A 25,263-nucleotide genomic window follows, 5' to 3' on the forward strand; every position below is an offset into this window, starting at 1 on the left:
CATCCACCCATTCCACTGAAGGCAGGGCTCGCGCCTCGAAGCTCGGGGTTCAGGCGGTGCGGGTGGCGCAGGCGTGCGTCAGAAATGCCGTCCAGGCACCAGAAGTCGAGGCGAAGGTCGGGCTCTGGGACCCGAGCTTCGAGTCTCGGATGTGGATGTGGGTGCGGTTGGGGGCGAGGGCGGCTTCGACGCAGTTTCCGCCCTGATCGTCGCTGTAGCTCGACTTGAACCACGTCAGACGGGCGTCGCCGTTCACAGTTCTCCCCTCACCTTCCTGATGAATTCGGCTGAGTCTCCAGGGCCGAGCGCATGCATCCGGATCATGTCATGGGCGCGGACCAGGGCACTGACCTTGTCCGCATCGGCATACAGCGTGCTGGTCTCCGGCCCCTCCACATACGCGTACCGCTCATGGTCCGCCATCTCCAGCAGGACGACAGCACCCCGCAGCGCAACCCCGTACGCCCTCCCGAACGGCAGCACCTGAATCGACACGTTCCGCAACTCACCCACGTCCAGCAGGCGTTCGAGCTGCCCCTTCATGACCTCCCGCCCGCCCACCTGCGTCCGCAACGCCGCCTCGAACACCACGAACGAGAACATGACGCCCGGCCGCGCGGTCAGCGCCTCCTGTCGCTTGAGGCGACCGGCTACCCGCTGCTCGACCGTCTCGTCGTCGAGGGGCGGGGAGCTGGCCCCGATCAGGGCCTTGGCGTACTCGGAGGCCTGTAACAGGCCCGGGATGAGCAGGGGTTCGTAGGAGGAGACGGCGATCGCGTCGCGCTCCAGGGACATGAACTCCTGGGAGCGCTGGGGGTGCGGCTCCGGCTTGAGGTACTGCTGCGCGGCGGCGATCTTGCCGCCCGCCTTGCACAGCAGATCCGCGACCTGGAGCAGGTGGGTCGTGGGGCGGCGCCGGCCGTTCTCCATCGACTTCACGTACTCGTAGCCGTAACCGGCCTCGTCGGCCAGAGTCTCGCGCGCCACGCCCGCCTCCGTGCGCCAGAGCTTGATCTGGCTGCCGCAGTAGCGCCAGGCGGGATTCGTCACCGGGTCCACGACAGGTACAAGTACCCGTTGTACCCACGTGGTCACTCCCCCGGCAGCGGCCCGGACGAGACCTTGGTGCGCATGCACAGCGAACGGCCCACGAGGCTTCCGCAGGACATCGAATGGCGCATGGCACGGCGTGCGCGGAGTGTGGGGCGCGCGCGGTCGCTGTTCCGGGAGCAGGCCGGGTCGTGGGGGCTCGACCCGGCGGTGATCGACACGGCGGAGCTGCTGCTCAGCGAGCTGATGACGAACGCGTACCGGCACGCCGCCGACCCGCCGGGCCGGGAGGTCCGGGCGCGGGCGATCCTGGCCGGGGGGCGGCTGCGGGTGCAGGTGACGGACGCGAGCGAGGTGCTGCCGGTGGTCCGGGCGGCGTCCGTCGAGGACGAGTCGGGGCGGGGGCTGGCGCTCGTGGCGGTGCTGGCGGACGAGTGGGGTGCGGAGCGGCGGGAGCCCGGGGTGGGCAAGGTGGTGTGGTTCGAGCTGGCGCTCACCCCGGGCCCGTAGCGGTCACGTCCTGGGCGGGCCGGCCGTCAGCGCCGCCATGAACTCCCCTCGGTGGTCCTCCAGCCAGGTCTGGAGGCGGTCCCAGCGGGGCCAGCCGCCGCGCTCCGCGTGAGCCCGGGTGAAGTGCGGGTCGCCCGCGGTCAGGCGGGCGGCGACGAAGGCCCGGCAGACCGCCGTGGCCTCCTCGATCGTGGCGGGGAGCGCGGCGCGGTCGGCGGGGGCGAGGCCGTACGCGTCGGCGAGGACGGTGAGGCGGCGCGGGGCGTCGAGGTGGGGCGGGTAGGAGTGGGCGGCGCCGTGCGGGTCGAGCATCGGGATCCAGTAACGGGCGGTCATCGCCAGGTCCCACACCGGGCGGCCGGGGGCCGCGAGGTCGAAGTCGATGAGGGCGACGGCCCGGCCGTCGCGGAAGACGACGTTCTCGGGGCAGACGTCGTTGTGGCACAGGACCGTGCCGCCCTCGGGGTCGGCCATGTCCCGCGGCCAGGCCGCGCCCAGGGCTTCGGCGTCGAGCGCGGACGCGTCGTGCAGGCGGCGCAGCAGCGCGCCGACCGAGCGGAGCGACGCGTCGGTCATGGCCCAGGGCGGGAACGGCGGCAGGGCGACGTCGCCGGGGACGTAGGTCAGCCGCTCGCGGTCGCGGGCCGGATCGTGGGCGACGGGCAGCGGCGCCCCGTCGAAGCCCCGCGCGCGCAGCGCCCGCAGCTGGGCGTGGAGCGCGGAGGCGTGCGGCGGGGCCGGGCGGTCGACGGTCTCGCCGGTGCGGAAGACGGCGCCCGCGTTCGCGAGCCCGCCGGGCAGCGGCTCGGGACCGGTGCCGGTCACACGAGGCGCCGCGCCGTCGCCCAGCGGGTCAGCTCATGCCGGTTGGAGAGCTGGAGTTTGCGAAGGACCGCCGAGACGTGGGACTCGACCGTCTTCACGGAGATGAAGAGCTGCTTCGCGATCTCCTTGTAGGCGTAGCCGCGGGCGATCAGGCGCAGGACCTCGCGTTCGCGCTGGGTGAGGCGGTCGAGGTCCTCGTCGACCGGCGGGGCGTCGGTGGAGGCGAAGGCGTCGAGGACGAAGCCGGCGAGGCGCGGGGAGAAGACGGCGTCGCCTTCCTGGACGCGGAAGATGGAGTCGACGAGGTCGGTGCCGGTGATGGTCTTCGTGACGTAGCCGCGGGCACCGCCGCGGATCACGCCGATGACGTCCTCGGCCGCGTCGGAGACCGAAAGGGCCAGGAAGCGGACGGGGTTGTCCGCGTCGGCCATCAACGGGGCACTGCGGCGCAGGACTTCGACGCCGCCGCCGCCCGGGAGGTGGACGTCGAGGAGGACGACCTCGGGGCGGGTCGCCGTGATGACGGTGACGGCCTGGTCGACGTCGGCCGCCTCGCCGACGACCTCGACGCCGGTCTCCTCGGTGCGGCCGATCTCGGCCTGCACACCGGTACGGAACATGCGGTGGTCGTCGACCAGGACCACCCGCACGTGCCGTCCCGGAGCGGGAGCCGTTTCCTCGGTGTGTTCCGTCATGCTGACTTCTCCGCCCTCTTCATGGTCAGTTCGACCTCGGTGCCCCCGTCGGGGACCGCCCGCAGCCGGGCCGTCCCGCCGTTGCGCTCCATCCGGCCGATGATCGATTCTCTTACGCCCATGCGGTCCGCGGGGATCGCGTCGAGATCGAAGCCGGGGCCCCGGTCCCGTACGGAGACGAAGACCTCGTCCCCTTCCACCTCCGCGTAGACCTGCACCGGCCCGCCCTCGCCACCGTACTTGGCGGCGTTCACCATCGCTTCCCGCGCGGCCTGCATCTGTGCGGCGAGCTTCTCGTCCAGGGGGCAGTCGCCGACGACCACGACCTCCAGGGGGACGCCGTGCTTGTCCTCGACCTCGGCCGCGCTGCGCTTGACGGCCTCGGCGACCGTCTCGGGCTCCTGCGGGTTCTCGGCGGCGGCCGGCTTGTAGAGCCAGGCCCGCAGGTCGCGTTCCTGCGCGCGGGCCAGGCGGCGCACCTCGGCCGGGCTGTCCGCGTTGCGCTGGATCAGGGTCAGGGTGTGCAGCACGGAGTCGTGGACGTGCGCGGCGACCTCGGCGCGCTCCTGGGCGCGGATGCGCATCAGGCGTTCCTCGGACAGGTCCTGGGTCATGCGGATGAGATAGGGGCCGGCGAGCAGGGCCACGCCGACGAGGACGGCGAGGGCCGCCTGGAGGATCGAGCCGAGGTGCTCGGTGGCGCCCTGGGTGACGAAGATGCCGGTGACGCCCGCGCCGACGAGCAGGACGCCGGCCGCGGCCCGCGCCAGGTTGAGGGTGCGCCGGCGCCGTCCGACCTCCACCCAGCGGGCCCGGCGCGCGTTGTCCGCCTGCCGCCACACGAGGGCGACGCCCGCGCCGACGAGGATCGTGGGGACGACGTACGCCTTGGTGTTGCCGGTGAGGTTCACGTTCTGGACGAAGATCATCGACATGATGACCATGAGCAGCAGCGCGAGCACCTGGCCCCGGTCGGGGCGGCGCGTGACGAGCCGGCGCCGGCCGTCCGCCGACACCTCCGACGTGAGCACCGGCGGCCGCTCGGCGCCGACGCCGCCCACGCCCAGCGGCACGAAGAACCAGAACGCGGCGTAGAGCAGCGCGCCGAGCCCGTCGGCCATGAACAGGCCGACGAAGACGAGGCGCACCCAGATCACCGGCAGCCCGAGATGCCCCGCGAGGCCCCGCGCGACCCCGCCCAGCCAGCGTCCGTCGCTGCTGCGGTAGAGCTTGCGCGGCGGCCGCGGGTCGCGCGGGTCTTCGGTGAGAGGGGCGGTCGCTGCTTCCGGCATGGCACCGATCGTCACACGGCACGCGGTCATCGGGCATCAGGGTCGACCCCTGGGACTCCCCTGATCTCCCGCCGGGGGCGGGTGATCTCCCGTCGGGGGCCGGCGCGGGTCAGGGCGATCTCAGGGTTCCGCCAGGGTTGTCCCTGCTGCCCCCGGCGGCGCGGGCCCGTCACCATGGACGTATGACGCAGGCCCCCCAGAACCCGACGGACCCGACGGTCCCCGACGACACCAGGACCCCGCCCCGCTTCCGCCGCGACCGGCGGTACAAGACGCTGGGCGGGGTCTGCGCGGGGCTCGGCCGGCAGTGCGACATGGATCCGGTGATCTTCCGGATCGGCCTCGCCGTGCTCTCCGTGACCGGCGGCGTCGGGCTCATCTTCTACGGCTTCGCGTGGCTGTTCGTCCCCTACGACGACGAGGACGAGAACGAGTTCCGCAAACTGCTCACCGGACGCGTCGACGGGCCGGGGCTCGCCGCGATCGTCACGGCGCTGCTCGGATGCGGGCTGTTCCTGTCGATGCTGAACAACGGGGGCGTGCTCACGTTCGCCGCCGTGCTGGCCCTGCTGCTCGCGGGCACCGGTTACTGGTCGCAGCAGCGGCGCGGCGCGGACCCCGACCCGGTGGCCGCGCAGGCCGTCGCCGACGCGCCGCCCGAGGCGCAGGCGCCGCCCGTCTCCGGGCCGCCGTCCTGGTGGCGGGACCCGATCGTGAAGGACGGCACGCACGTCGGCGCCACCGGGTACTTCTGGGGGCCCGCGGGCAGCGAGGACCTCGGTCCCGCGTACGGGGCCGGGGGCGGGCCCGCGACGAGGCGTCCCGCTCCGCCCGCCCCTCCGCGCGGGCCGCGGGGCATCGGCGGGCGGGTGTTCCTGGGCGCGCTGGTCGCCGCGTGCGTCGGCACGGGGGTCACCTGGGACGAGCGGACGCTCCCGGCGAGTCTGCAGACCGGGTTCGCCTGCGCGCTCGCGGTCTTCGGGCTCGGCATCGCGGTGAGCGCGTTCCGGGGGCGGACCGGGGCCGGGTCGATCGTGCTGGCCGTGCTCACGGCGGGACTGCTCACGGCGTCCGCCGCGCTGCCCGCGGACATCACCAAGGAGTGGATGCGGGAGACGTGGACGCCGGCGAGCGCGGCGCGGGTCGAACCGCGGTACGGGCTGGGGTCCGGCACCGGCACGCTCGATCTGTCCCGGGTGGACGTGGCGCGGGGCGGGGCCGTGTCCACGCGGGTCGAGGTCGGGGCGGGGCGGGTGAAACTCGTGCTGCCGAAGGACGAGCGGGTGGAACTGCGGCTCGAGGTCGGGGTCGGGGACGTGCGGCTGCCGGACGACCCGTCGGGCGACGTCGACGTGCGGCCGGACGTCGACGAGAAGGTGACGCTGCCCGCGGCGCGGGGCAGCGAGGACGTGGGGCTGATCAGGGTCCACGTCGAGGTCGGGCTCGGACAGGTGGAGGTGTCCCGTGCGGCATGACTTCTTTCCGGGGCGGCTGGTGGCGGGGGTGGTGCTGCTCGTCACGGCGGTCGTCTACTTCGGCGACGCGGGTGAGGCTTGGACGGCTCCCTGGTGGGTCGCCGTGCCTCTGGTGTGCGGGGGGTTGGTTCTGGCGCTTCTCGTGGGGGCGGTGACGCAGCTGTTCCGGGTGCGGGGGCGGCGCCGTAGCTCCGACTGAGCGTTTACGGGTGCGGGCCGGTGGGGCTTCTCGCGCAGTTCCCCGCGCCCCTGGAAGGCTGCGGCTTCGCCGCGCCTTCCCCCGGCCAAAGGCGCCCCGCACCTTCCCCGAGGAGAAGCCGACCCGCGCCTTTCTCGGGGAAATGCGGCGCGCAGCGCCATGCATTTCAGGGGCGCGGGGAACTGCGCGAGAAGCCCCACCGGCCCGCACCCGGCGACGAAACCGTGAACCCCTACGGCCGCGCCCGGCGTTCGCGCCACCACGCGTCGACGGACCAGATCGCCGCCCCCGCCAGGATCAGCGGCAGCCATGCCATGAGGTAGGCCAGGTCGTTGCCCAGGTAGTAGGGCTCGGTCGCCCAGGAGACCGTGAGCCACAGGCTGAGGGAGATGAGCGCCCCGCCGAGCGCGGCGACCCGCGCGAGGATGCCGAGCAGCGTCCCGATCCCGACCGCCAGCTCGCCGAGGGCGATCGCGTAGCCGAAGGCGGGCGGCGACTTGAGGGCCAGGTCGACCAGTTCGGGGAACGCGGAGATGTCGCGCACCCCGTGCATCTGGGCCCCGATCGACCCGGGCCCGCTCGCCTTGAAGAAGGCGCTGTCGGTGAGTTTGTCGAAGGACGCGTAGATGAAGGTGACGCCGAGGAATATCCGGAGCGGGAGCAGCGCGAACCGCTGCGCGGAGTCCCGCCAGTCGGTGCTCCCCTCGACGTAGCTGGTGTGCACGTCCGTCCGCATGCCGTGTGCCATCGCCGGTCCGCCGCCTCTCCGCGCCTGGTGCCTGCAACCCGTCATCTGACGATACGTACGCGAGCGCGATCCGGCTCAGTCGTGGGGCCGTTCGGACGTGCCCGGCGGCGCGAAGGAATCAGTCCAGGACGTCGACGGTGACCCGGTTCGTCTCGACACCGGTCGCGGTGATCACCTGCACCTCGACCCGGCCGGGCTCGACGTCGACCGGGACGGGCACGGTGAGCAGCGCGTCGGTGGGGTTGGTGAAGCCGCCCGGGACCGGGACCAGCGGTACGTGGACGTGGACGGGGCCGATGCGGACGGCGACCCGGGCGAGCTGTTCGGCACCGCCCGCGCCGGGCGGCACGAACCCGGCGCCGCGGATCTCGATGTCGTCGCCGGTGCGGATCGGCGCGTCCAGGTCACCGGCCTCCCGTGCCCGCACCACGGAGAGGATCACCGGCCTGCCGCCCTCCGCGTACTTGCCGCACAGGTACGTGGCGGCCGAGACGAGGACGAGGACGGCGAGCCCCCAGGGCAGATCGGGCAGCTGGTCGGGACGGCGGGCCAGCCGGGCCGCCGCCCACACGACCGCAGCCGCGCTGACGGCCACGTACTGGGTGTCGGTGAAGCTGCCGCGCCCGGCGTCGTCGGTGAGCAGGTCGGCGGCGCGCGGCCGGGCGGCCCGCACCTTCTGCAGCCGCTGCCCGGCGACGCGCAGGGCGACGACCCGGCGGACCAGGACGGCGACCGCGCAGACGACCGCGAGGACGGTCAGCAGGCCGGCGCCCCGGGCGAGTTCGAGCCCGTCGATGAGGGCGTCGCGGCGGGCCGGGCCGTCGGCGACGGCGAGTTCACCGGCGAGGACGAGCACGGCGTGGACGGTGAGGAGGAGGACGGCGGCGGCGACGGCGCGCGAGGTGGACAGCCGGTTGTCCTCGCCGGTGAGCGGGGCGAGGACGCCGCCGCGGGCCCGGTGCAGATACGCGGCGCAGGTCAGCAGCCCGGCCAGGAGGACGGCGGCGGCGAGCCCGGCGGAGCGGGCCGTGGTCCAGCCGGAGCCGGACGCGGTGAGGAGCTGGACGAGCAGCAGCACGCCGACACCGCCCCAGACCACCCACAGGGTGCGCGGCCACAGCGCGGCGAGCCAGATGGCGCTCTCCTCGCGGCCGCGCTCGGTGACGTCCCGCGCGGACTGGGTCAGCTCGTCGGAGATCCACTGGCGGGAGGCTCCGGCCGAGTGCTCGACGGCGGGCGGCAGGCCCTGCCCGGCCGCGAACTCGTCGCGTTTGGCGGCGAACGCGGCGACGGCCCGGCGGTGCCCCTCGCGCGCACCGTGCGGGCAGTCGCCGCACGCGCAGCCGCCCTCGTGCGTCCCCTGGCCCTGCCGGGCTTCCTGCACCGCCACCGCGACGCCCCACCTTCAAGATCGTTCGACAGCGGTCACGCGGCTCGTGGCGCCTGTCGTCAACTTCCTTGTGATGAGAGGGAATTGTGCCTTACGCGGCGCACGCTCCGGCGCACGGCCCCGCCTCGCCCGGGTGAACGATCCGGACGCACGTTGACCTCCCCGGTCAGGGGCCTGTCAGGGGCCGATCGACGGCCTGCCGGGTGTCTGTCAGGCCAGGAACTCCGGCTCACTGCGCGTGATGTCCTGCCACATGCTCTGGTAGTTGATCCACGCGACGAGGTCCCCGCCGGTCTGGTCCCGGGTCGCCACGGCCTGGCGGCGGTCGATCAGCACGGGACGGCCCGCGGCCCGCGCCGCGAGCTGCACCTGCGCGCAGCGTTCGAGCGCGATGAACCACCAGGCGGCGGCGTCCACCGAGTCGCCCACGGTGAGCAGCCCGTGGTTGCGCAGGATCAGCGCCTTGAACGCGCCGAGCGCGACCGCGATCCGCTTGCCCTCCCCCGCGTCGACGGACACACCCGTGTACTCGTCGAGCAGCGCGTGGTCCTCGTAGAAGGCGCAGGCCTCCTGGGTGATCGGCTCGATGAGCTCGCCGATCGCGGACAGCGCCCGCCCGTACGTGGAGTGGCAGTGCGCGACGGCGACGAGCTCGGGGCGGGCCCGGTGCACCTCGGCGTGCACGGTGAAGGCCGCCTGGTTGACGTGGTACCGGCCCTCCAGGACCTGGCCGTCCCCGTTGGCCAGGACGAGGTCGCCGACGGTGACGTGCCGCAGCGGCATGCCGAACGGGTTGACCCAGTAGCAGTCCTCGAACTCGGGGTCGCGGGCCGTGATGTGACCCGAGACGCCGTCCTCGTACCCGAGCCGGCCGAAGTTCCGCAGCGCCCCCGCGAGCCGCTCCTTGCGGTACCGCCGCTCGTCGGCGGGGTCGGTGTGCACGGGCGGCATCGCGAAATGCAGCTGGTCGGTGGGTATCGGGGCGGGGATCTGCGTCGACATGCTGCGGAAGGTACCTCCGGCGACGCGAGGACGACAGAGCCGGGCTGTGAAAAGAATGCGGTGAAACGCCCCGGGAAGCTACGGGAAAGGCGACAGGAGGTGTCGGGTATCGGCGCGAGACTCGACGCATGACGTCGAACTGGGCCGCCTTCGCCGCCGCCGAACCCGAATTCGCCAGGACCGTCGAGGAGCGCTTCGCACAGCACGTCCATCACGTCCTCGCGACGCTCCGCAAGGACGGCTCGCCGCGCACCAGCGGTCTGGAGGTGCGCTTCCTGGACGGCGAGTTCTGGCTCGGCATGATGACCGGCTCGCTCAAGGCCCGCGACCTGCTGCGCGACCCGCGCTTCGCGGTGCAGGCGAACCCGGGCGAGGGCACGTCGATGGGCGGTGGCGACGTGCGGATCAGCGGGCGCGCGGTGCCGGTCGAGGACGCGGAGTCGATCGCCCGCTACACCTCCGAGGTCGAGGTCCCCGACCCGGACTCCTTCCACCTCTTCCGCACGGAGCTGACCGAGGTGACCCGGACGTATGTCGAGGACGACACGTACCTGGTGGTGCGGGTGTGGAACCCGGGCGGCGGCCCGGTCCGCACGATGAAGCGCGCCTAGGAACGCGAAAGTGCCGCCCACCGGCGCGGTGGGCGGCACTCTCACTGAACCGTGGGGACTACTCCCACTCGATGGTGCCCGGCGGCTTGCTCGTGACGTCGAGCACGACGCGGTTGACGTCCGCGACCTCGTTCGTGATGCGGGTCGAGATCCGGGCGAGGACCTCGTACGGCATCCGGGTCCAGTCCGCCGTCATGGCGTCCTCGGAGGAGACGGGGCGCAGCACGATCGGGTGGCCGTAGGTGCGGCCGTCACCCTGGACGCCGACGGAGCGGACGTCCGCGAGCAGGACGACCGGGCACTGCCAGATCTCGCGGTCGAGACCGGCCGCCGTCAGCTCCTCGCGGGCGATGGCGTCGGCCTCGCGGAGGAGGTCGAGACGGTCCTTCGTCACCTCGCCGACGATGCGGATACCGAGACCCGGGCCCGGGAACGGCTGGCGCTGGACGATCTCGTCCGGCAGGCCCAGCTCGGCGCCGACCATGCGGACCTCGTCCTTGAACAGCTGGCGCAGCGGCTCGACGAGCTCGAACTCGATGTCGTCGGGCAGACCGCCGACGTTGTGGTGCGACTTGATGTTCGCCGTGCCGGTGCCGCCGCCGGACTCGACGATGTCCGGGTACAGGGTGCCCTGGACGAGGAACGCGACCTCGGGGCCGTCCTCCTGGAGGATCTCCAGCTGGGCCTGCTCGAAGACGCGGATGAACTCGCGGCCGATGATCTTGCGCTTGGTCTCCGGGTCGGAGACGCCCGCCAGCGCGTTCAGGAAGCGCTCGGACGCGTCGACGACCTTCAGGTTCGCCCCGGTCGCGGCGACGAAGTCCTTCTCGACCTGCTCGGTCTCGCCCTTGCGCATCAGGCCGTGGTCGACGTAGACGCAGGTGAGCTGCGAGCCGATGGCCTTCTGGACGAGGGCCGCGGCCACGGCGGAGTCGACGCCGCCGGACAGGCCGCAGATCGCGCGCTTGTCGCCGACCTGGGCGCGGATCGCCTCGACCTGCTCCTCGATCACATTGCCCGTGGTCCAGCTCGGCTCGATGCCGGCGCCGCGGTACAGGAAGTGCTCGAGCACCTGCTGGCCGTGGGTCGAGTGCATGACCTCGGGGTGGTACTGGACCCCGTACAGCTTCTTCTCGTCGTTCTCGAAGGCGGCGACCGGGACGACGTCCGTGGACGCGGTCACGGTGAAGCCCTCGGGGGCGGCCGAGCAGGCGTCGCCGTGCGACATCCACACCGACTGCTCGGTGGGGGTGCCCTCGAACAGCGTGGAGCTCGCCTTGGAGACGGAGAGCGGGGTGCGGCCGTACTCGCGGGCGCCGTTGTCGTCGACGGTGCCGCCGAGGGCCGTGGCCATCAGCTGGAAGCCGTAGCACATGCCGAAGACGGGGACGCCGGCGTCGAAGATCGCGCGGTCCAGGCGCGGGGCGCCCTCCGCGTAGACCGACGAGGGGCCGCCGGAGAGGATGATCGCCGCCGGGTTCTTGGCGAGCATCTCCGCGACCGGCATGGTGCTCGGCACGATCTCGCTGTAGACCCGGGCCTCACGGACGCGGCGGGCGATGAGCTGGGCGTACTGCGCACCGAAGTCGACGACCAGGACGGTGTCGGGGGCGGTGGCAGCGGGGGTCGCTGATGACACGGGTTGCCTTCCGGCGGCTGAGCGGGGAGTCGTGACCCCGATTCTACCGGCTCGGGTGGATCGGTCGCCGGGGCGTGTGCCTGCGACGGTTCGTCGGCGGGTGCGGCTCCGGTGGGGCTTCTCGCGCCCCGCGGCGGAGCCGCAGATCGGTACAGTCCCGCGCCCCTGAAATGCAGACGCTTCGCGTCGCATTCCAGGGGCACACCCCTGTTCGATTCCGGGCTCACCCGTACGGCGCGTGACCCGGAGGGCGACGCTTCGTTGGTTCGGTTAGTCCGTGCCAGCCAGGGGCGGGCCGCCCGAACCACGCGTGGCTCCGCTGGAGCGATGAGACGTCACGGTGACGCCGTACGTCGTGGGACCTCGCTTCAGCTCAGTGACCGGACGGCAGGGGACAGCAGCCCGGTCACACCAAGGAAACGGCCGGTCCCGGGGACGCCCGGGGCCGGTCGGCCTCCGTCCCGCCCCCACACACCAGCACTTCAGACCCCATCGGTGAGCACGATGCGTAGACCGGCCCCACGCCTTCGCTTCAGGTCCCCTGCTCGACCAGCCGGCGTTTACGCCTGCTTCTCCAGCTTGTCCATCTGTGCCTTGACGACCTCGTCCGGCACCTCGGCCTCGGCGCCGCCCAGAGCGTTCAGCGCCTGGAAGACGACGAGGGTCGAGCCGCTGCGCACGACCGTGTACCCGAACGTCATCTTGTCGCCGTCGATGTCACCGCGCAGCGTGAACGCGACCGCCTCGTCGCCCAGCTTCGGCGTCTCGCCCGGCTTGACGTCCTTGTACTGGTAGTCGGTGTGCTCGTACGCGTGGCACTTCTCGCTCTCCTCGCGCACCTCGGCGAGGATCTTCTTCGCGTTCGCCTCCTCGTGGGCGAGCAGGCCCACCTTCAGGAGCGTCGCGTCCGTCTGCTCCGTCGAGATCACCGAGCGGGCCACCCGCGCCTCGGCGTCCGGCTCCGTCCCGACGAAGAAGAGGTCGGCGATCGCCTGGCAGGAGGCCGGGTCCGCCGGGACGCTGACGTCCGGGATCTCGTCCTCGGACGCCGGGGTGATCCGGTAGCCCTTCACATCGCCCTGCGCGAGCGCCGCCTTCTTCAGCTGCGCCTCGCCGAGCGGCTTCGGACCGGGCTCGGCCGTGGCCGACGCCTTCGCGGACGGCTTGTCGGCGGTCTTGCCGCCGTCGTCCGCGCCGCCGCCGCAACCCGCGGTCGCCGTGAGCGCGACCAGCGCACCGACCCCTGCCAGCGTGCGCCCGAGACCTGACTTCACGTTCGTTCTCCACCTCATGCACTCGCGCGACCGCCCTTGCGGTCACGCCGAGCGGCCATCAAAGCCGGGACCTGGGGTGTCGGACCACTCCTGACCGCCCGTTCCCCATAACGATCGGGGATCGGCGAAAAGGTTGTACTGCTCGCACATGACGCTCAACACAGCGCAATAGCGGAACATTGGTGCCCCATCGTGAAGATCGTCTTCCTGCTCAACAACGCGTACGGCATCGGCGGCACCATCCGTGCCACGGCCAACATGTCGGCGGCGCTCGCCGAACGGCACCGGGTCGAGGTCGTGAGCGTGCACCGGGCGCTCGACCGCACCGGGCTGCCCTTCGACCCCCGCGTGCGGATGACCACCCTGCTCGACCTGCGCGAGGACAGACCCGACCGCGCCGACCGCGAACCCCTCGCACAGCAGCCGTGCGCGATGTACCACGAGCGCGGCACCCGGACCGGACGGCTGGCCTACACCGCGCTGCACGACGAGCGGATCGCCGCGTTCCTCGACCGGACCGACGCCGACATCGTCATCGCGACCCGGCCGATCCTCAACGGCTACCTCGCCCGGTACGGCGCCGACCGCTATCTGCGCATCGGCCAGGAGCACCTCTCCTACGACGGGCACGCCGACGAGGTGCGCCAGGCGCAGAACGTGGCGCTGGCCCGGCTCGACGCGTTCGTCACCGTGTCCGAGGCCGACGCCGCGCGCTACCGCGCCGAGCTGCCCCAGGTCCGTACGCGGATCGCCTGCGTGCCGAACGGGGTGCCCGCGCCCGGCGTGGAGCGGTCGCCGCTGGACTCCAAGGTGATCGTGGCGGCCGGGCGGCTCATCCCCGTCAAGCGCTACGACCGGCTCGTCGACGCGTTCGCGCAGGTCGCCCCCGAGCATCCGGACTGGGCGCTGCGGCTGTACGGGCGCGGGCCCGAGAAGGCGGCGCTGCGGGAGCGGATCGACCGGCTCGGGCTGTACGGGCAGGTGCGGCTCATGGGGCCGGTCTCCCCCATCGAGACCGAGTGGGCGAAGGGCGCGATCGCGGCGGTCACCTCCGACATGGAGTCCTTCGGGATGACCGTCGTCGAGGCCATGCACTGCGGGGTGCCCGTGGTCGCGACGGACTGCCCGCACGGCCCGGCCGAGATCATCGAGCACGAGCGGAACGGGCTGCTCGTGCCGCTGGAGGCGGGGGTCGCCGGGTACGCGGAGGCGCTGCGGCGGCTCATGTCGGACGACGCGCTGCGCGGACGGCTCGGGGCGGCGGCGCTGGAGCGGGCCCGGGACTTCGAGCCGGCGGCGGTCGCGCTGCGGTACGAGGAGCTGTTCCGGGAGCTGGCGGCGGGGCGGGAGCGCGGCGGCGCGGCGGCGCCCGCTCAGCGGCCGGTGCCGGTCGCGGCCCCGGCCGCGCCCTCGCTCGGGGCGCGGTGGTGGCGGCGGCTGCGGTCCGCGGCTCCCGCGCCCCGGGTCGCCGCGGCGACCCCGTCCGTGCCTTCGCCCTCCGCGGCCGAGCCGGCGCCCGCTCCCGCGGCGCCCGTCGCGTTCGCCCGGTCGACCGGCGACGGCGGGTTCACTGTGCGGTTCGACGCGACGACGCTGCCGGCCGGGCCGCTGGACTTCGTGGCGCGGCTGCGCCGGGACCCCAAGGGGCGGGAGGTGCGGCTCGCGGTGCCGCAGGACGGGCGGGTCGTGGTCGCGGCCGACGCGCACCGTCTCGCCGAGGGCCGCTGGGACTGCTACGTCGCCCCGCGCGGCACCGACCGCCGGCGGCGTCTGGAGTGCGGGCTCGCCGAGCGGGCCCGGCGGGTCGGGGCGAGCCCGCGGACGGTTCCCGACGGGGTCGCGGCCTGGCTGCCGTACGCCACGTCCGACGGGTTCCTCGCGCTGCGGACCTGGCTGCGGCCCGCGCACGCCGAGGTGCTGCACGTGGACGCGGGGCCGGAGCGGGCCGTGGTCGGGGCGGCGCTGTACGGGGTGCGCGGCGGGCTCGACGGGGCGCGGGTGGTGGCCGTCGCGCGGGCCGGCGAGGAGCGGGACTTCTCGGTGCCGGTGGTCCGGGTGACCGACGAGCACTTCGAGTTCACGCTGCCGTACGCGGAGGCGGCCGCGCGGCGCGGCGGGGAGCGGGCCGACTGGACGCTGTGGCTGCACCGGTCGGCCGCCGCGGCGGTGCCCGTGCCGATCGGGCGGATCGGCAGCGACGTCATGGACCGCAACAAGACGGACCTGTTCCCGGCGGGGCCCGACGGGGTCGGTCTGCACTTCACCGGGGCCCATGACCTGGGCGTACGGGCCCGGGAGCCGAAGGCCGTGACCCAGGTCACATAAAGATCCTGTCAGTTGCAGGACAACCATGCGCGCCGATCAAGGGTCCTCTTTGCGAAACCACGGCCACGTCCGCGTCCGCCATCGCGGGGCCGCCCTTCGTACCCACGAGGTCCTGAATGAAGCTTCGCCGCGCACTCGTGACGGCGGCCGCGACGGCCGCCATCGCCCCGATCGCGCTCCTGTCCGCCCCGGCCGCGTTCGCGGACGACCCGGCTCCCGTCACCACCGCCGGCGCCGAGTCGCCGGCGGCCGACTCGACCGAGTCCCCGGCGCCGACCACTCCGTCGGAGGCGGAGTCGACCCCGGCCGACGGCCCGGCCACCGACGCCGCCGGCGCGGGCGCCGAGGACGGCTCCGGCACGGAGGACGGTTCCGGCGCCGAGGCCGGCACCGAGGACACCACGAAGCCGGTCACCCCGGGCACGGAGACCCCGGCCACGGAGACCCCGGCCACGGAGACCCCCTCGACCACCAGCCCCAGCCCGTCGGAGACCACCGACCCGCTGGAGTCCTGCGACGACATCGCCGACGAGGACGACAAGGGCACCGTCGCCGAGCTGCGCGGTCTGCCGTCGAAGATCGTCGCCGGTTCCGGCTGGCACGACTTCACGTACCGCGTGGCCAACAAGTCCGAGCGTGACTTCGACAAGATGTACGCGTCGCTGTACGTCGCCGCCGTCGCGGACGACGACGAGTTCTCGGACGCCACCGACCACCTGACCGTGCAGTGGCGCGGGGCCGACGGCTGGCACGACGTCACGATCGGCGCGGAGACCATGCTGCCGTTCCAGGAGTCCGGTCCGCTCTCCCCGGGTGAGCACGCCGACTTCGCGCTGCGCGTCCAGGTCGACGCCAAGGCGCCGGCCGGCTGGGGTGCCGCCGTCACGCTCGGCATGAGCGTGGACAGCGACGGCGTCTGCTCGTTCAACGACGCCGACACCGCGCTCTACGAGTTCGAGATCCTGGCCGCCGGCACGAAGCCGGGCGAGGTGCCGCCCGCCAAGGGCAAGCCCGGCAAGCCGGTCAAGCCGCGTCCGTCGAACACGCCCGCCCCGCAGGCGAGCAGCACCCCGATCGACGGGTCGCTGGCCGAGACCGGTTCCAGCTCCATGCTGCCGACCGTCGGCATGATCGGCGGCATCGCCGTCGTCGCCGGTGCCGGCGTCGTCTACTCCGTGCGTCGCCGCAAGGTGGGCGCCGAGGGCTGAGCGCGCAGCATGACGCGCTAGCGAGGAAGGACCCGCACTCGGAGGGGGGTGCGGGTCCTTTCTCGTCCGGATCAGGTGCGGTCACTTCTTGGGCGGGACCGCCGGCATGCCGAGGAACGGGAGCTTCAGGGCGCCGAACGCGTCCGCCGGGACCGCCGGGTTCTTCGGCTCGACCGGCGCGAGCCGCACGTACGCGGCGCCGACCTCCGGGCGCGGGTCCTCCTCGCCCTTGTTCGGCCAGTACGACATGGCCCGCTCGGCCTGCGCCGTGATGGTCAGGGACGGGTTGACGCCGAGGTTCGCGGAGACGGCGGCGCCGTCCACCACCGAGATCCCCGGGTGCCCGTAGAGCCGGTGGTACGGGTCGATGACGCCGGTCTCGGCGCTGTCGCCGATGGGGCAGCCGCCGAGGAAGTGGGCGGTCAGCGGAGTGCCCATGAGTTCGCCGACGTTCGACCCGGCGAAGCCGTTGATCTCGGCGGCGATCGCGGACGCGCCGTCCGTGGCGGCCTTGATCTGCTTCGGGTTGGGCGCGCCGTGGCCCTGCTCGGCGGTGAGCAGGCCCTTGCCGACGCCGCCCGGCTTCAGGTACGTCGTCAGCGAGTTGTCCAGGGACTGCATGACGAGCCCGATGATGGTCTTCTCCGACCAGCGGTGGTTGGAGAGCGAGCGGGCCAGCAGGGCCGGGTGCTTGACCACGTTCGCCAGCCAGCCGGCGACGCGGGACGAGCCCTCCGCGTAGGGCACCTGCAGGACCGTCAGGCCGCCCATCGCGTTGGATCCCTTGCCGTAGCGGACCGGTTCGATGTGGGTGTTCTCGTCCGGGTGGATCGAGGACGTGATGGCGACGCCCTTGGTGAAGTCGGCCTTCGCGGCGCCGTGCCGCTTGCGGTAGCGCCGGTCGGTGGTCTGGGCGCCGACCAGGGCCTCCGAGTTGGTGCGGGTGAGATGCCCCAGCTTCGCGGAGATGTACGGGAGTTGGCCGCCGGACTTCATGCGGTGCAGCAGGGTCTGCGTGCCGTAGGTGCCGGCCGCGACGACGACCTTGGGGGCGCGGAAGACGCGGCCCGCCGACTTCTTCTTGTCGTCGGTCGGCAGGGTGGCGACCGCGTAGCCGCACCGCGAGTCGTCCGTGACCGAGACGACCGTGGTCATCGGGTGCACGCAGGCGCCCGCCTTCTCGGCCAGGTACAGGTAGTTCTCGTTCAGGGTGTTCTTCGCGCCGTGCCGGCAGCCGGTCATGCACTCGCCGCACTCGGTGCACGCCTTGCGGGCCGGGCCCGCGCCGCCGAAGTACGGGTCCGGCACCTGGGTGCCCGGCTTCGCCTTGCTGGTGCCGTCCGCGTCCTCGCCGTCGCCGAAGAACACGCCGACCGGGGCCATGTGGAAGGTGTCGCCGATGCCCATGGACTGGGCCGCCGCCTTCAGGTGCACGTCGGCGGGGGTCATCGTCGGGTTGAGGCGTACGCCCAGCATGCGCTTGGCCTGGTCGTAGTACGGGCCGAGCTCGTCCTGCCAGTCCGTGATGTCCTTCCACTGCGGGTCCTCGAAGAAGGGCTTCGGGGGCACGTAGAGGGTGTTGGCGTAGTTGAGGGAGCCGCCGCCGACGCCGGCGCCGGCCAGCACCATCACGTTGCCGAGCAGGTGGATGCGCTGGAGGCCGTACATGCCGAGCTTCGGCGCCCAGAGGAAGTTCTTGAGGTCCCAGGAGTTCTTGGGGAGGGTGCCGGGGGCGAAGCGGCGGCCCGCCTCCAGGACGCCGACCCGATAGCCCTTCTCGGTGAGGCGCAGGGCGGTGACGGCTCCGCCGAAGCCGGATCCGATGACCAGGACGTCGTAGTCGTACCCGGGGTCTTGCTCGGCCTGGGCCATGGGGGCGTCTCCCTTGTGCGGGTCTTCGGCTTCTCGCCGTGGCGGGGGATGTCTCGTTGCCGGGTGCAGCCCGGTGGGGGCTGGTCGCGCAGTTCCCCGCGCCCCTGGAGATGCGCACTTCGTGCGCGATCTCCATCGGGGCGTTGCCCCATCGGGGAAATGCGACGCGAAGCGTCTGCATTTCAGGGGCGCGGGGCTGTGTCGATTTGCGGCTCCGCCGCGTGGGCGCGAGAAGCCCCACCGGGCCGCAGACGGAAGCGGCTACTTGAGGCGGAGCTTCTTCATCAGGCTCAGGCTGGTGGTCATGAACTTGGCGTAGGCCGCGTCGTCCATGCCGAAGGACGGGGCCATCGGCATCACCCGCTGGTGGGCGACCGTCTGGGCCTCGGTGTACTTGAGGATGCCCTCGGAGCCGTGGCGGCGGCCGAGGCCCGACTGCTTCATGCCGCCCATGGGCGACTGGACGCTGCCGTACGCGGGGGCGTAGCCCTCGTTGATGTTCACGGTGCCGGTGCGCAGGCGGGCGGCGACCTCGTGGCCGCGCCGGGCGTCCTTCGTCCAGACCGAGGAGTTGAGGCCGTACGGCGTGGCGTTTGCCTGTGCGATGACCTCGTCCTCGTCCGTGAAGCGGTAGATCGAGACGACCGGGCCGAAGGTCTCCTCGGTGCACACGGACATCGGGGCCTCGACCCCGTCGAGGATGGTCGGCTCGAAGAAGTAGGGGCCGATGTCGGGGCGGGCGACGCCGCCGGCGACGAGCGTGGCGCCCTTGGCGACGGCCTCCTCGACGTGCCGGGTCACGGTGGTGAGCTGGCGCTCGCCGACGAGGGAGCCCATGTCGGCCCCGTACGCGAGGGAGGTGCCGAGCCGCATGGCCTTCGTCCGGGCGGCGAAGCGCTCCAGGAAGGCGTCGGCGATCGACTCGTGGACGTACAACCGCTCGATGGAGATGCAGAGTTGGCCCGCGGACGAGAAGCAGGCGCGGACGGCGCCGGCGGCGGCCTTCTCCACGTCGGCGTCCTTGAGGACCAGCATGGCGTTCTTGCCGCCGAGTTCGAGGGAGACGCCGACGAGGCGGGCGGCGGCGCCCTGCGCGACCTCGCGGCCGGTGCGGGTGGAGCCGGTGAAGGAGACGTAGTCGGCGTGCTTGACCAACTCGGGCCCCACGACCGGGCCTTCACCGAGCACGACCTGGAAGACCTCGGCGGGCAGCCCGGCCTCGACGAGCAGGTCGCGGGCCCACAGGGCGGTCAGGCAGGTCTCGGTGTCGGGCTTCATGACGACCGCGTTGCCCGCGACGAACGCGGGGAGCGCGTCGCCGACCGACAGCTCCAGCGGGTAGTTCCAGGGGGCGATCTGGCCGACGACGCCGCGCGGCTGGCGCAGCTCGGTCACCTTGGTGAGGGTCGGGACCGCGCCGGTGTGCCGCCGGGGCTTGAGGTAGGCGGGGGCCTTCCTGCCGTAGTGGCGGGAGGCGACGGCGACGGCCTGGACCTCTTCGTGCGCGTGCAGACGGGCCTTGCCGGTCTCCAGCTGGATGAGGTCCAGGACCTCGGCCTGGCGGGCGAGCACCAGGTCGTGGAAGCGCAGCAGCACGGCGGCGCGCTTGCGCACCGGCGTCTTCGCCCAGACCTCCTGGGCGGCGCGGGCCCGCTCGAAGGCGGTGGCCACGTCCTCGGGCGTCGACTCCGGCAGGTCCGCGAGCTTCTCGCCGGTGAACGGCGTGTGGTTCGCGGTCCGCCCCGAGCCGACCACGCCTCGGGTGAGCTGGGCGATCAGCTCGGGCGTGACCACGTCGGCAGCGGTGCGCGCACCCTCGGGGGCGGCCGCTGTCGGGTTGGTTCCGGTCTTCTCCTGCGTGGCCTGCGACTCCGTCATGAGGGGGAGGGTATGCGGAAGCCGACACTTTGTGTACCCACCGGTAATCGGCTTTCACCGCCTCCACACACCACGCCAGTGATCGCTGGCAGCAAAGCCGCTGATCAGTGGCTTTGCCGGTGCCGCCACCGCCCGCGCGGGACCGGTCAACTCTTTTCGAGTTCGAGCCTGTCCCGGGCCCCCTTGAAGGTGTCGGTGCCCTGTTTCTCGTACGTCCTCACGCCCTTCGGCATGCTCACCCCGAGGTCGTAGCGGCCCGTGTCGTCGACGACGTAGAGCCGCATCTCGCGCGTGAGGCCGCTGTCGGCGGCGCTGCGGTACGTGATGTCGAGCTGGGCCGCGTCCTTGCCGTGGAAGCTGGTCCGGGTGACCGTCTTGCTGATGTCGGTGTTGCCGTTCGCCTCGTACGAGTCGCCGACGCTGGTGGCCCAGGCGTACGCCGTCGAGCCCCCGGAGGCCGGCGCCCAGCGCTTCAGGCTCAGCGTCACGTCGCTCTTGGGGTCGGTGTACTGGACGCCGTCCTCGGACGGGTCGTGGTAGACGTCGGTGAGCGCGTCCGGCACGGAGATCACCGCGCGCACACTGCTCTCCTCGTGCGCCGTCCAGCCCTTCACCTTGCCCGGCGTGGTCGTGTTCCGCGGCTCCTCCGGCATGAGGGACGCCTCGTGCAGCTCCCCGCCGGACCCCTCGGAGAAGGGCGCGCCGTCGTCGCCCGAGGTGCCGAGCGAGGTGCCGAGCCAGACCCCGCCGCCGACCAGGACGGCGCCCAGGAGCGCGGCGACGATCAGCGCGACCGGCGAGCGGCGGCGCGGACGCTTCGTCGCGGGTGTCGCCTGGGCGGGCGTCGCGGGCGTCTCCTGGGCCGGCTTCACCGGGGACGGTCGCGCCGGGGTCCGCGTGGGCGCCTTCAGCCGTACGGTGCCGACGTCGTCGCCCAACTCCCGCAGCGCCGCCGGGTCCTGGGCCACCGGCGCGTCGAACGGCTGAGGCAGCGGTCGTCCGTCGGCGGCGGCCGCGAGCCCCGCCGCGACCGTCGCCGCGTCGGGCCGGTCCGCCGGTTCCTTGGCGAGCAGGCGGTCGATCAACGGGCCCAGCACACCGGCCCGTTCGGGCGGCGGCGGGGCGAAGGAGAGGATCGCGGCGAGCGTCGACTCCAGCGTCGTGCGGCGGAACGGGGACCAGCCCTCCACCGCCGTGTACAGCAGCACACCCAGCGCCCACAGGTCGCTGGACGGGCCCGCGCCGTCGCCGGACATCCGCTCGGGCGCGATGAACTCCAGCGAGCCGACGAACTCGCCGCTCATCGTGAGCGACTCCTCGCCCTGCACGTGCGCGATGCCGAAGTCGGTGAGCACGACCCGGCCGTGCGGGCCGAGCAGCACGTTCGCCGGCTTCACGTCGCGGTGCACGATCCCCTTGGCGTGCGCGGCACGCAGGGCGCCCAGCACGTCCCGGCCGATCCGCGCCGCCTCGGCGGGCGGCAGCGGACCGCGCTGGAGCACCTCGTGCAGGGACTCGCCGCGCACCAGCTCCATGACGATCCACGGCAGCCCGTCCTCGACGACCACGTCGTGCACGGCGACCGCCGACGGGTGCTCCACGCGGGCCGCCGCGCGGGCCTCGCGCTGCAACCGGGCGTAGGCGCGCTCCGGATCGCCCGGCAGCCGCGGCTCCTTGACGGCGACGTCACGGCCGACCCGTTCGTCGACCGCGCGCCACACGGTGCCCATGCCACCGGAGCCGATGCGCTCGGCCAGCCGGTAGCGTCCTCCGATCAGCCGTTCCCCCTGCGCGGCCACCTCAGAGCTTGTGGATGTCGAGGTTGGCGATGGCGGTCTTGGCGACCTCCCGGCCGCGCTCGGTGAAGTCGCCCTTGCCGGGATAGTCGATCCACAGCCGGTACATGTCCCCGGCCGAGGTCTTGTAGTAGAACGCCTGCGCCTCGCGCGGCACGTCCTTGTCCAGGTCGAGCGCGGTGCCGCTGACGCCGTAGGTGATCTTGTTGAGCGCGGCGTCCTTCTCCTTGTACGTGACGTTGGAGTCGGTCTCGCTGGTGGGCTTGGTGTCGCTCGACATCAGCCCGCCGGCGCCGCTGAACGAGTTGTCCTTGATGTCGTCGGAGTCCTTGAACGCCTCGGCGTCGGCCGTCCCCGCGATGTCGGTCTTGTCCTCGACGTGGTCCCAGCGCGCCAGCATGACGGTGATCGCGCCGCTGGGGTCCTTGTAGGTGATCTCGACCGTGTCGTCGTCCGGGATCCGGATGTAGTCGGCGGGCACCGCGACGGTCGCGTCCAGCGGCTTCGCCTCGTCGTGCTTCTTCCAGCCGTCCGGCAGCGGGCCCGCGAACGGCTTCGCGAGGACCAGATACGCGGCGACCGCGGCCACGACGACGCCCGCGCCGATCCCGAGCAGCGTCTTGCGGCCCAGACGCAGACCGCTCTGCGCCGAGCCGATCTGGACGACCTGGGTGGGCTGGGGCGCGGGCGGTTCGGCGGCGCGCTCCAGGAGGGCGCGGACCTGCGCCGCGTTCGGCCGGCGGGCCGGGTCCTTCTGGAGCAGGCCGTTGATCGCCTCGGCCAGCGGGCCCTGCGCGGAGGCGGGCGCGGCCGGGGTCGCGTTCAGGACGGACTGCAGGGTGGCCGGGGTGTTGTTGCGGCGGAACGGGGAGACGCCCTCGGTCGCCGCGTAGAGGACGACGCCGAGCGACCACAGGTCGGAGGCCGGGCCGGGGCGCTGGCCCAGCACCCGCTCGGGCGCGATGAACTCGGGCGAGCCGACGAAGCCGCCGGTGTCCGTCAGATTGGTCTCGCCCTCGATCTGGGCGATGCCGAAGTCGGTGAGGATCACGCGGTCGTGGCGGCCGAGCATCACGTTGTCCGGCTTCACGTCGCGGTGCAGGATGCCGGCGGCGTGCGCGGCCTCCAGGGCGCCGAGCACCTCCAGGCCGATCCGGGCGGCCTCGCGCGCGCCGAGCGTGCCCTCCTTGAGGGCGTCGCCGAGCGAGCGGCCCTGCACGAACTCCATGACGATCCACGGCTGGCCGTCCTCGACGGCGACGTCGTGCACGTTCACGACCGCGGGGTGGTCGAGGCGCGCCGCGGCCCGCGCCTCGCGCCGCATGCGCTCGAAGGCGTTGGCCCGCTCCTGGGCCGGCAGGTGGTCCGGGATGCGCGGCTCCTTCACCGCGACCTCGCGGTCCACCGTCTCGTCCTTGGCCCGCCACACGGTGCCCATGCCGCCGTGGCCGAGCTTGCTCAGCAGCCGGTAGCGGCCCGCGACGAGCCGGCCCGCGCCCGGGTCGGCCTGGTCCGGCACGACCTGCGTGGGCCGCGGGGCCTGCGGCGCCTGCTGGTGCCGCTCGGGCTGGGACTGCGGGTGCTGCGGGGCCTGCGGCTGGTGCGGGTACGGGGTGGCCTGCGTGGGCTGGGCGTACGGGTTCTGGTCACCCGCCCCGTACGGGGTGCCCTGGTGCGCGGCGGCGTACGGCTGCTGCGGCGGCTGGAGGCCGAAGCTGGTGGGATCGTTCGGGCCGTATGCGGCTCCCCCGTTGTCACTCATGCGTCCATGAGTACCGTGCGGGGGCGCCCCGGTTCCACTCAGGTCATGGCATTGTGACCGCGCTGCAGCAGCGGAACGGGTCAATCCGTGACAGAAGGCGCGAAGGTGTCGACGGCGACGTCGAAGTGCCCGCGCGCCTCCGCACGCCGTCCGACCGGCCCCGACACCCACACGTCGTACAGCCGCCCCGCCTGCTGCCAGCACAGGTCGACGGTGTGCCGGGCGCCCTCGGTCACGCTGAAGCCGTCCCAGGAGAACTCCCACAGCGCGGCGGCGCCGCCCCGGTGCGTGGTGTCGGTGACCGTGCCGTCGCGGTAGCCCGGATTGTTCTTCGGGCCCGCCGCGGCCGAGCGCCGCTGGACGCCGCCGGGCCCGCCGGCCGGCACCGGCTCGGTCACCTTGATGCCGATGCGGAAGGTCCCGCCCGGCGACTTGTAGAACACCCGCGGTCCGTCGACGGAGCGCGTGTACCCCTTCGGCACGGCGAGCCGGAACCCCTGCTCGTCCGTCACCACCCGGTACCCGGCCGGGGCGGCGGTCCCCGGACGCTGCGTGCGGGTCGGCCGCGCGGTGACCGTGACCGTCGGCGCCCCGCTCGGCGAGACACCGGCCGAGGCCGTGCTGCCGGCACCCGTGGTCGCGCCCGCGGGACCGCCCGGCGGCGCCGGGTCCTCCCGGTTCCCCGCCAGGTACACCCCGGTCACGATCCCGGCCCCGGCCAGCGCCGCGACGAGCGCCGCCGCCACCAGGACGAGCCGCGGCGCCGGGCCGCGCCGCCCCTCCTGCCGTCCGGTCACCGTCGGCACGTCGCGCCGGGTCGGCGAGTACGCGGCACGGCCCTGCCCCACCGCGCGCGGGGTCGCGCCCGTGTCCACGTACGCGCGCAGCAGCCGCTCCGCCTCGTCGAGGCCGATCCGCTGCGCGGGCTCGCGCTCCAGCAGGCCCCGGATCACCGGGAGCAGCGGAGCGGCCTGCGCGGGCGGGCGGATCTCCTCGTAGACGACCGCGTGCAGGATTCCGCCGAGGGAGTCGCGGCGGAACGGGGACTCGCCGCTGAGCGCCGTGCACAGCAGCGCGCCGAGCGACCACAGGTCGGCGCCGGCCCCGGCCCGCTCCCCCGCCATCCGCTCCGGCGCCGTGTACTCGGGCGAGCCGACGAAGCCGCCGGTCTCGGTGAGCGTCGTGGCGCCCTCGACCTGGGCGATGCCGAAGTCGGTGAGGACGACGCGGCCGGTCGCCGGTTCGAGCAGGACGTTGGCGGGCTTGAGGTCGCGGTGCAGGACGCCCGCGGCGTGCGCGACGCGCAGCGCGCCGAGCAGCGCGAGCCCGACGCGGGCCGCCTCGGGGGCGTCGAGCGGCCCGTCCCGGGCGATCCGGTCCGCGAGCGAACAGCCCTCGACCAGCTCCATCACTATGTACGGGCGTCCCTCGTGCACCACGACGTCGTGCACGACGATCACGTGCGGGTGTCTCAGCTGGGCGACGGCGCGGGCCTCGCGCAGCATGCGCTCGCGCTGCTGCGCCGCCTCGGCCTCGGAGAGGGTCTCGTCGACGGCGAGCTCCTTGACGGCCACCCGCCGTCCGAGCAGCGTGTCGTCGGCCTGCCAGACGACGCCCATGCCGCCGCGCCCGATCCTGGCCTCCAGCCGGTAACGTCCGCCCACGACACGGACGTTGTCCCCCTCGGTCCCCATGCGTCCCATCATGCCGCA

At 73.1% G+C, this 25,263-nt stretch carries 20 protein-coding genes; 5 read left to right on the forward strand and 15 right to left on the reverse strand.

Going from position 1 to position 25,263, the window contains the following annotated elements; translation table 11 throughout:
- Window positions 1-49: 49 nt before the first annotated feature.
- Entirely contained in the window at window positions 50-256 is a 207-nt protein-coding gene (locus IAG42_RS13790) for a DUF397 domain-containing protein (RefSeq protein ID WP_223205993.1), read from the reverse strand.
- Window positions 253-1,050, reverse strand: a complete 798-nt coding sequence (locus IAG42_RS13795) for a helix-turn-helix domain-containing protein (protein ID WP_223205994.1) — start codon at window positions 1,048-1,050, stop codon at window positions 253-255. Before IAG42_RS13795 ends, IAG42_RS13790 begins: the two co-directional genes overlap by 4 nt.
- An 81-nt stretch (window positions 1,051-1,131) precedes the next feature.
- On the opposite strand from IAG42_RS13795, the gene IAG42_RS13800 reads away from it, so the two are divergent.
- A complete protein-coding gene (locus IAG42_RS13800; RefSeq protein WP_188337313.1) occupies window positions 1,132-1,560 on the forward strand; it encodes an ATP-binding protein in 429 nt (142 codons plus the stop codon).
- Between the two features lie 3 nt (window positions 1,561-1,563).
- Here the strand turns inward: IAG42_RS13800 and IAG42_RS13805 are convergent, their stop codons facing one another.
- The 3 genes from IAG42_RS13805 to IAG42_RS13815 are packed head-to-tail and all read right to left on the reverse strand — an operon-like array spanning window position 1,564 to window position 4,372.
- The gene (locus IAG42_RS13805; protein ID WP_188337314.1) at window positions 1,564-2,385 is read right to left on the reverse strand and encodes a phosphotransferase; all 822 of its coding nucleotides are present in this window, start codon (window positions 2,383-2,385) and stop codon (window positions 1,564-1,566) included.
- On the reverse strand, window positions 2,382-3,080 hold the full coding sequence (locus IAG42_RS13810; RefSeq protein WP_188337315.1) for a LuxR C-terminal-related transcriptional regulator: 699 nt from the start codon (window positions 3,078-3,080) through the stop codon (window positions 2,382-2,384). Before IAG42_RS13810 ends, IAG42_RS13805 begins: the two co-directional genes overlap by 4 nt.
- Entirely contained in the window at window positions 3,077-4,372 is a 1,296-nt protein-coding gene (locus IAG42_RS13815) for an ATP-binding protein (RefSeq protein WP_188337316.1), read from the reverse strand. The genes IAG42_RS13810 and IAG42_RS13815 overlap by 4 nt, the downstream gene beginning before the upstream one ends.
- A gap of 182 nt (window positions 4,373-4,554) precedes the next feature.
- Here IAG42_RS13815 and IAG42_RS13820 point away from each other — a divergent pair, with 182 nt between their 5' ends.
- The gene (locus IAG42_RS13820; RefSeq protein WP_188337317.1) at window positions 4,555-5,847 is read left to right on the forward strand and encodes a PspC domain-containing protein; all 1,293 of its coding nucleotides are present in this window, start codon (window positions 4,555-4,557) and stop codon (window positions 5,845-5,847) included.
- Window positions 5,848-6,278: 431 nt separating this feature from the next.
- Here IAG42_RS13820 and IAG42_RS13825 read toward each other — a convergent pair whose 3' ends face one another.
- The 3 genes from IAG42_RS13825 to IAG42_RS13835 form a co-directional block, all read right to left on the reverse strand.
- The gene (locus IAG42_RS13825) at window positions 6,279-6,794 is read right to left on the reverse strand and encodes a DoxX family protein (protein ID WP_188337318.1); all 516 of its coding nucleotides are present in this window, start codon (window positions 6,792-6,794) and stop codon (window positions 6,279-6,281) included.
- A gap of 118 nt (window positions 6,795-6,912) precedes the next feature.
- Entirely contained in the window at window positions 6,913-8,184 is a 1,272-nt protein-coding gene (locus IAG42_RS13830) for a hypothetical protein (RefSeq protein WP_188337319.1), read from the reverse strand.
- A gap of 210 nt (window positions 8,185-8,394) precedes the next feature.
- Window positions 8,395-9,186 carry a class II aldolase/adducin family protein gene (locus IAG42_RS13835; RefSeq protein ID WP_188337320.1) on the reverse strand — a complete coding sequence of 264 codons (792 nt, stop codon included), beginning with the start codon at window positions 9,184-9,186 and terminating at the stop codon, window positions 8,395-8,397.
- A gap of 128 nt (window positions 9,187-9,314) precedes the next feature.
- Here IAG42_RS13835 and IAG42_RS13840 point away from each other — a divergent pair, with 128 nt between their 5' ends.
- Window positions 9,315-9,797 carry a pyridoxamine 5'-phosphate oxidase family protein gene (locus IAG42_RS13840; protein ID WP_188337321.1) on the forward strand — a complete coding sequence of 161 codons (483 nt, stop codon included), beginning with the start codon at window positions 9,315-9,317 and terminating at the stop codon, window positions 9,795-9,797.
- 58 nt (window positions 9,798-9,855) lie between these two features.
- On the opposite strand, the gene guaA is transcribed toward IAG42_RS13840, so the two are convergent.
- Both guaA and IAG42_RS13850 read right to left on the reverse strand, forming a co-directional pair.
- Window positions 9,856-11,436 carry a glutamine-hydrolyzing GMP synthase gene (guaA, locus tag IAG42_RS13845; protein WP_188337322.1) on the reverse strand — a complete coding sequence of 527 codons (1,581 nt, stop codon included), beginning with the start codon at window positions 11,434-11,436 and terminating at the stop codon, window positions 9,856-9,858.
- A gap of 560 nt (window positions 11,437-11,996) precedes the next feature.
- Window positions 11,997-12,710, reverse strand: a complete 714-nt coding sequence (locus tag IAG42_RS13850) for a hypothetical protein (RefSeq protein WP_188337323.1) — start codon at window positions 12,708-12,710, stop codon at window positions 11,997-11,999.
- Window positions 12,711-12,902: 192 nt separating this feature from the next.
- Here IAG42_RS13850 and IAG42_RS13855 point away from each other — a divergent pair, with 192 nt between their 5' ends.
- Together IAG42_RS13855 and IAG42_RS13860 are read left to right on the forward strand one after the other, a co-directional pair.
- Window positions 12,903-15,035, forward strand: coding sequence for a glycosyltransferase family 4 protein (locus IAG42_RS13855; protein WP_188337324.1), 2,133 nt, complete (start codon window positions 12,903-12,905; stop codon window positions 15,033-15,035).
- Between the two features lie 116 nt (window positions 15,036-15,151).
- Window positions 15,152-16,243: a hypothetical protein gene (locus IAG42_RS13860; protein WP_188337325.1), complete on the forward strand. Its 1,092-nt coding sequence runs from the start codon at window positions 15,152-15,154 to the stop codon at window positions 16,241-16,243.
- An 81-nt stretch (window positions 16,244-16,324) separates the two neighbouring features.
- Here the strand turns inward: IAG42_RS13860 and IAG42_RS13865 are convergent, their stop codons facing one another.
- The 5 genes from IAG42_RS13865 to IAG42_RS13885 all read right to left on the reverse strand — a co-directional run bounded on the left by IAG42_RS13865 (window position 16,325) and on the right by IAG42_RS13885 (window position 25,245).
- Window positions 16,325-18,115, reverse strand: a complete 1,791-nt coding sequence (locus IAG42_RS13865; protein ID WP_188337326.1) for a GMC oxidoreductase — start codon at window positions 18,113-18,115, stop codon at window positions 16,325-16,327.
- A 261-nt stretch (window positions 18,116-18,376) separates the two neighbouring features.
- Complete coding sequence (locus tag IAG42_RS13870; protein ID WP_188337327.1) at window positions 18,377-19,993, reverse strand: succinic semialdehyde dehydrogenase; 1,617 nt, start codon at window positions 19,991-19,993, stop codon at window positions 18,377-18,379.
- A 146-nt stretch (window positions 19,994-20,139) separates the two neighbouring features.
- The gene (locus IAG42_RS13875) at window positions 20,140-21,792 is read right to left on the reverse strand and encodes a serine/threonine-protein kinase (protein ID WP_223205996.1); all 1,653 of its coding nucleotides are present in this window, start codon (window positions 21,790-21,792) and stop codon (window positions 20,140-20,142) included.
- 1 nt (window position 21,793) lies between these two features.
- On the reverse strand, window positions 21,794-23,551 hold the full coding sequence (locus IAG42_RS13880; protein ID WP_188337328.1) for a serine/threonine-protein kinase: 1,758 nt from the start codon (window positions 23,549-23,551) through the stop codon (window positions 21,794-21,796).
- Between the two features lie 80 nt (window positions 23,552-23,631).
- Window positions 23,632-25,245 carry a serine/threonine-protein kinase gene (locus tag IAG42_RS13885; protein WP_188337329.1) on the reverse strand — a complete coding sequence of 538 codons (1,614 nt, stop codon included), beginning with the start codon at window positions 25,243-25,245 and terminating at the stop codon, window positions 23,632-23,634.
- Window positions 25,246-25,263 lie beyond the last annotated feature (18 nt).

It is taken from the genome of Streptomyces xanthii, assembly GCF_014621695.1.
In the GTDB taxonomy this organism is placed as follows: Bacteria; Actinomycetota; Actinomycetes; order Streptomycetales; family Streptomycetaceae; genus Streptomyces; species Streptomyces xanthii.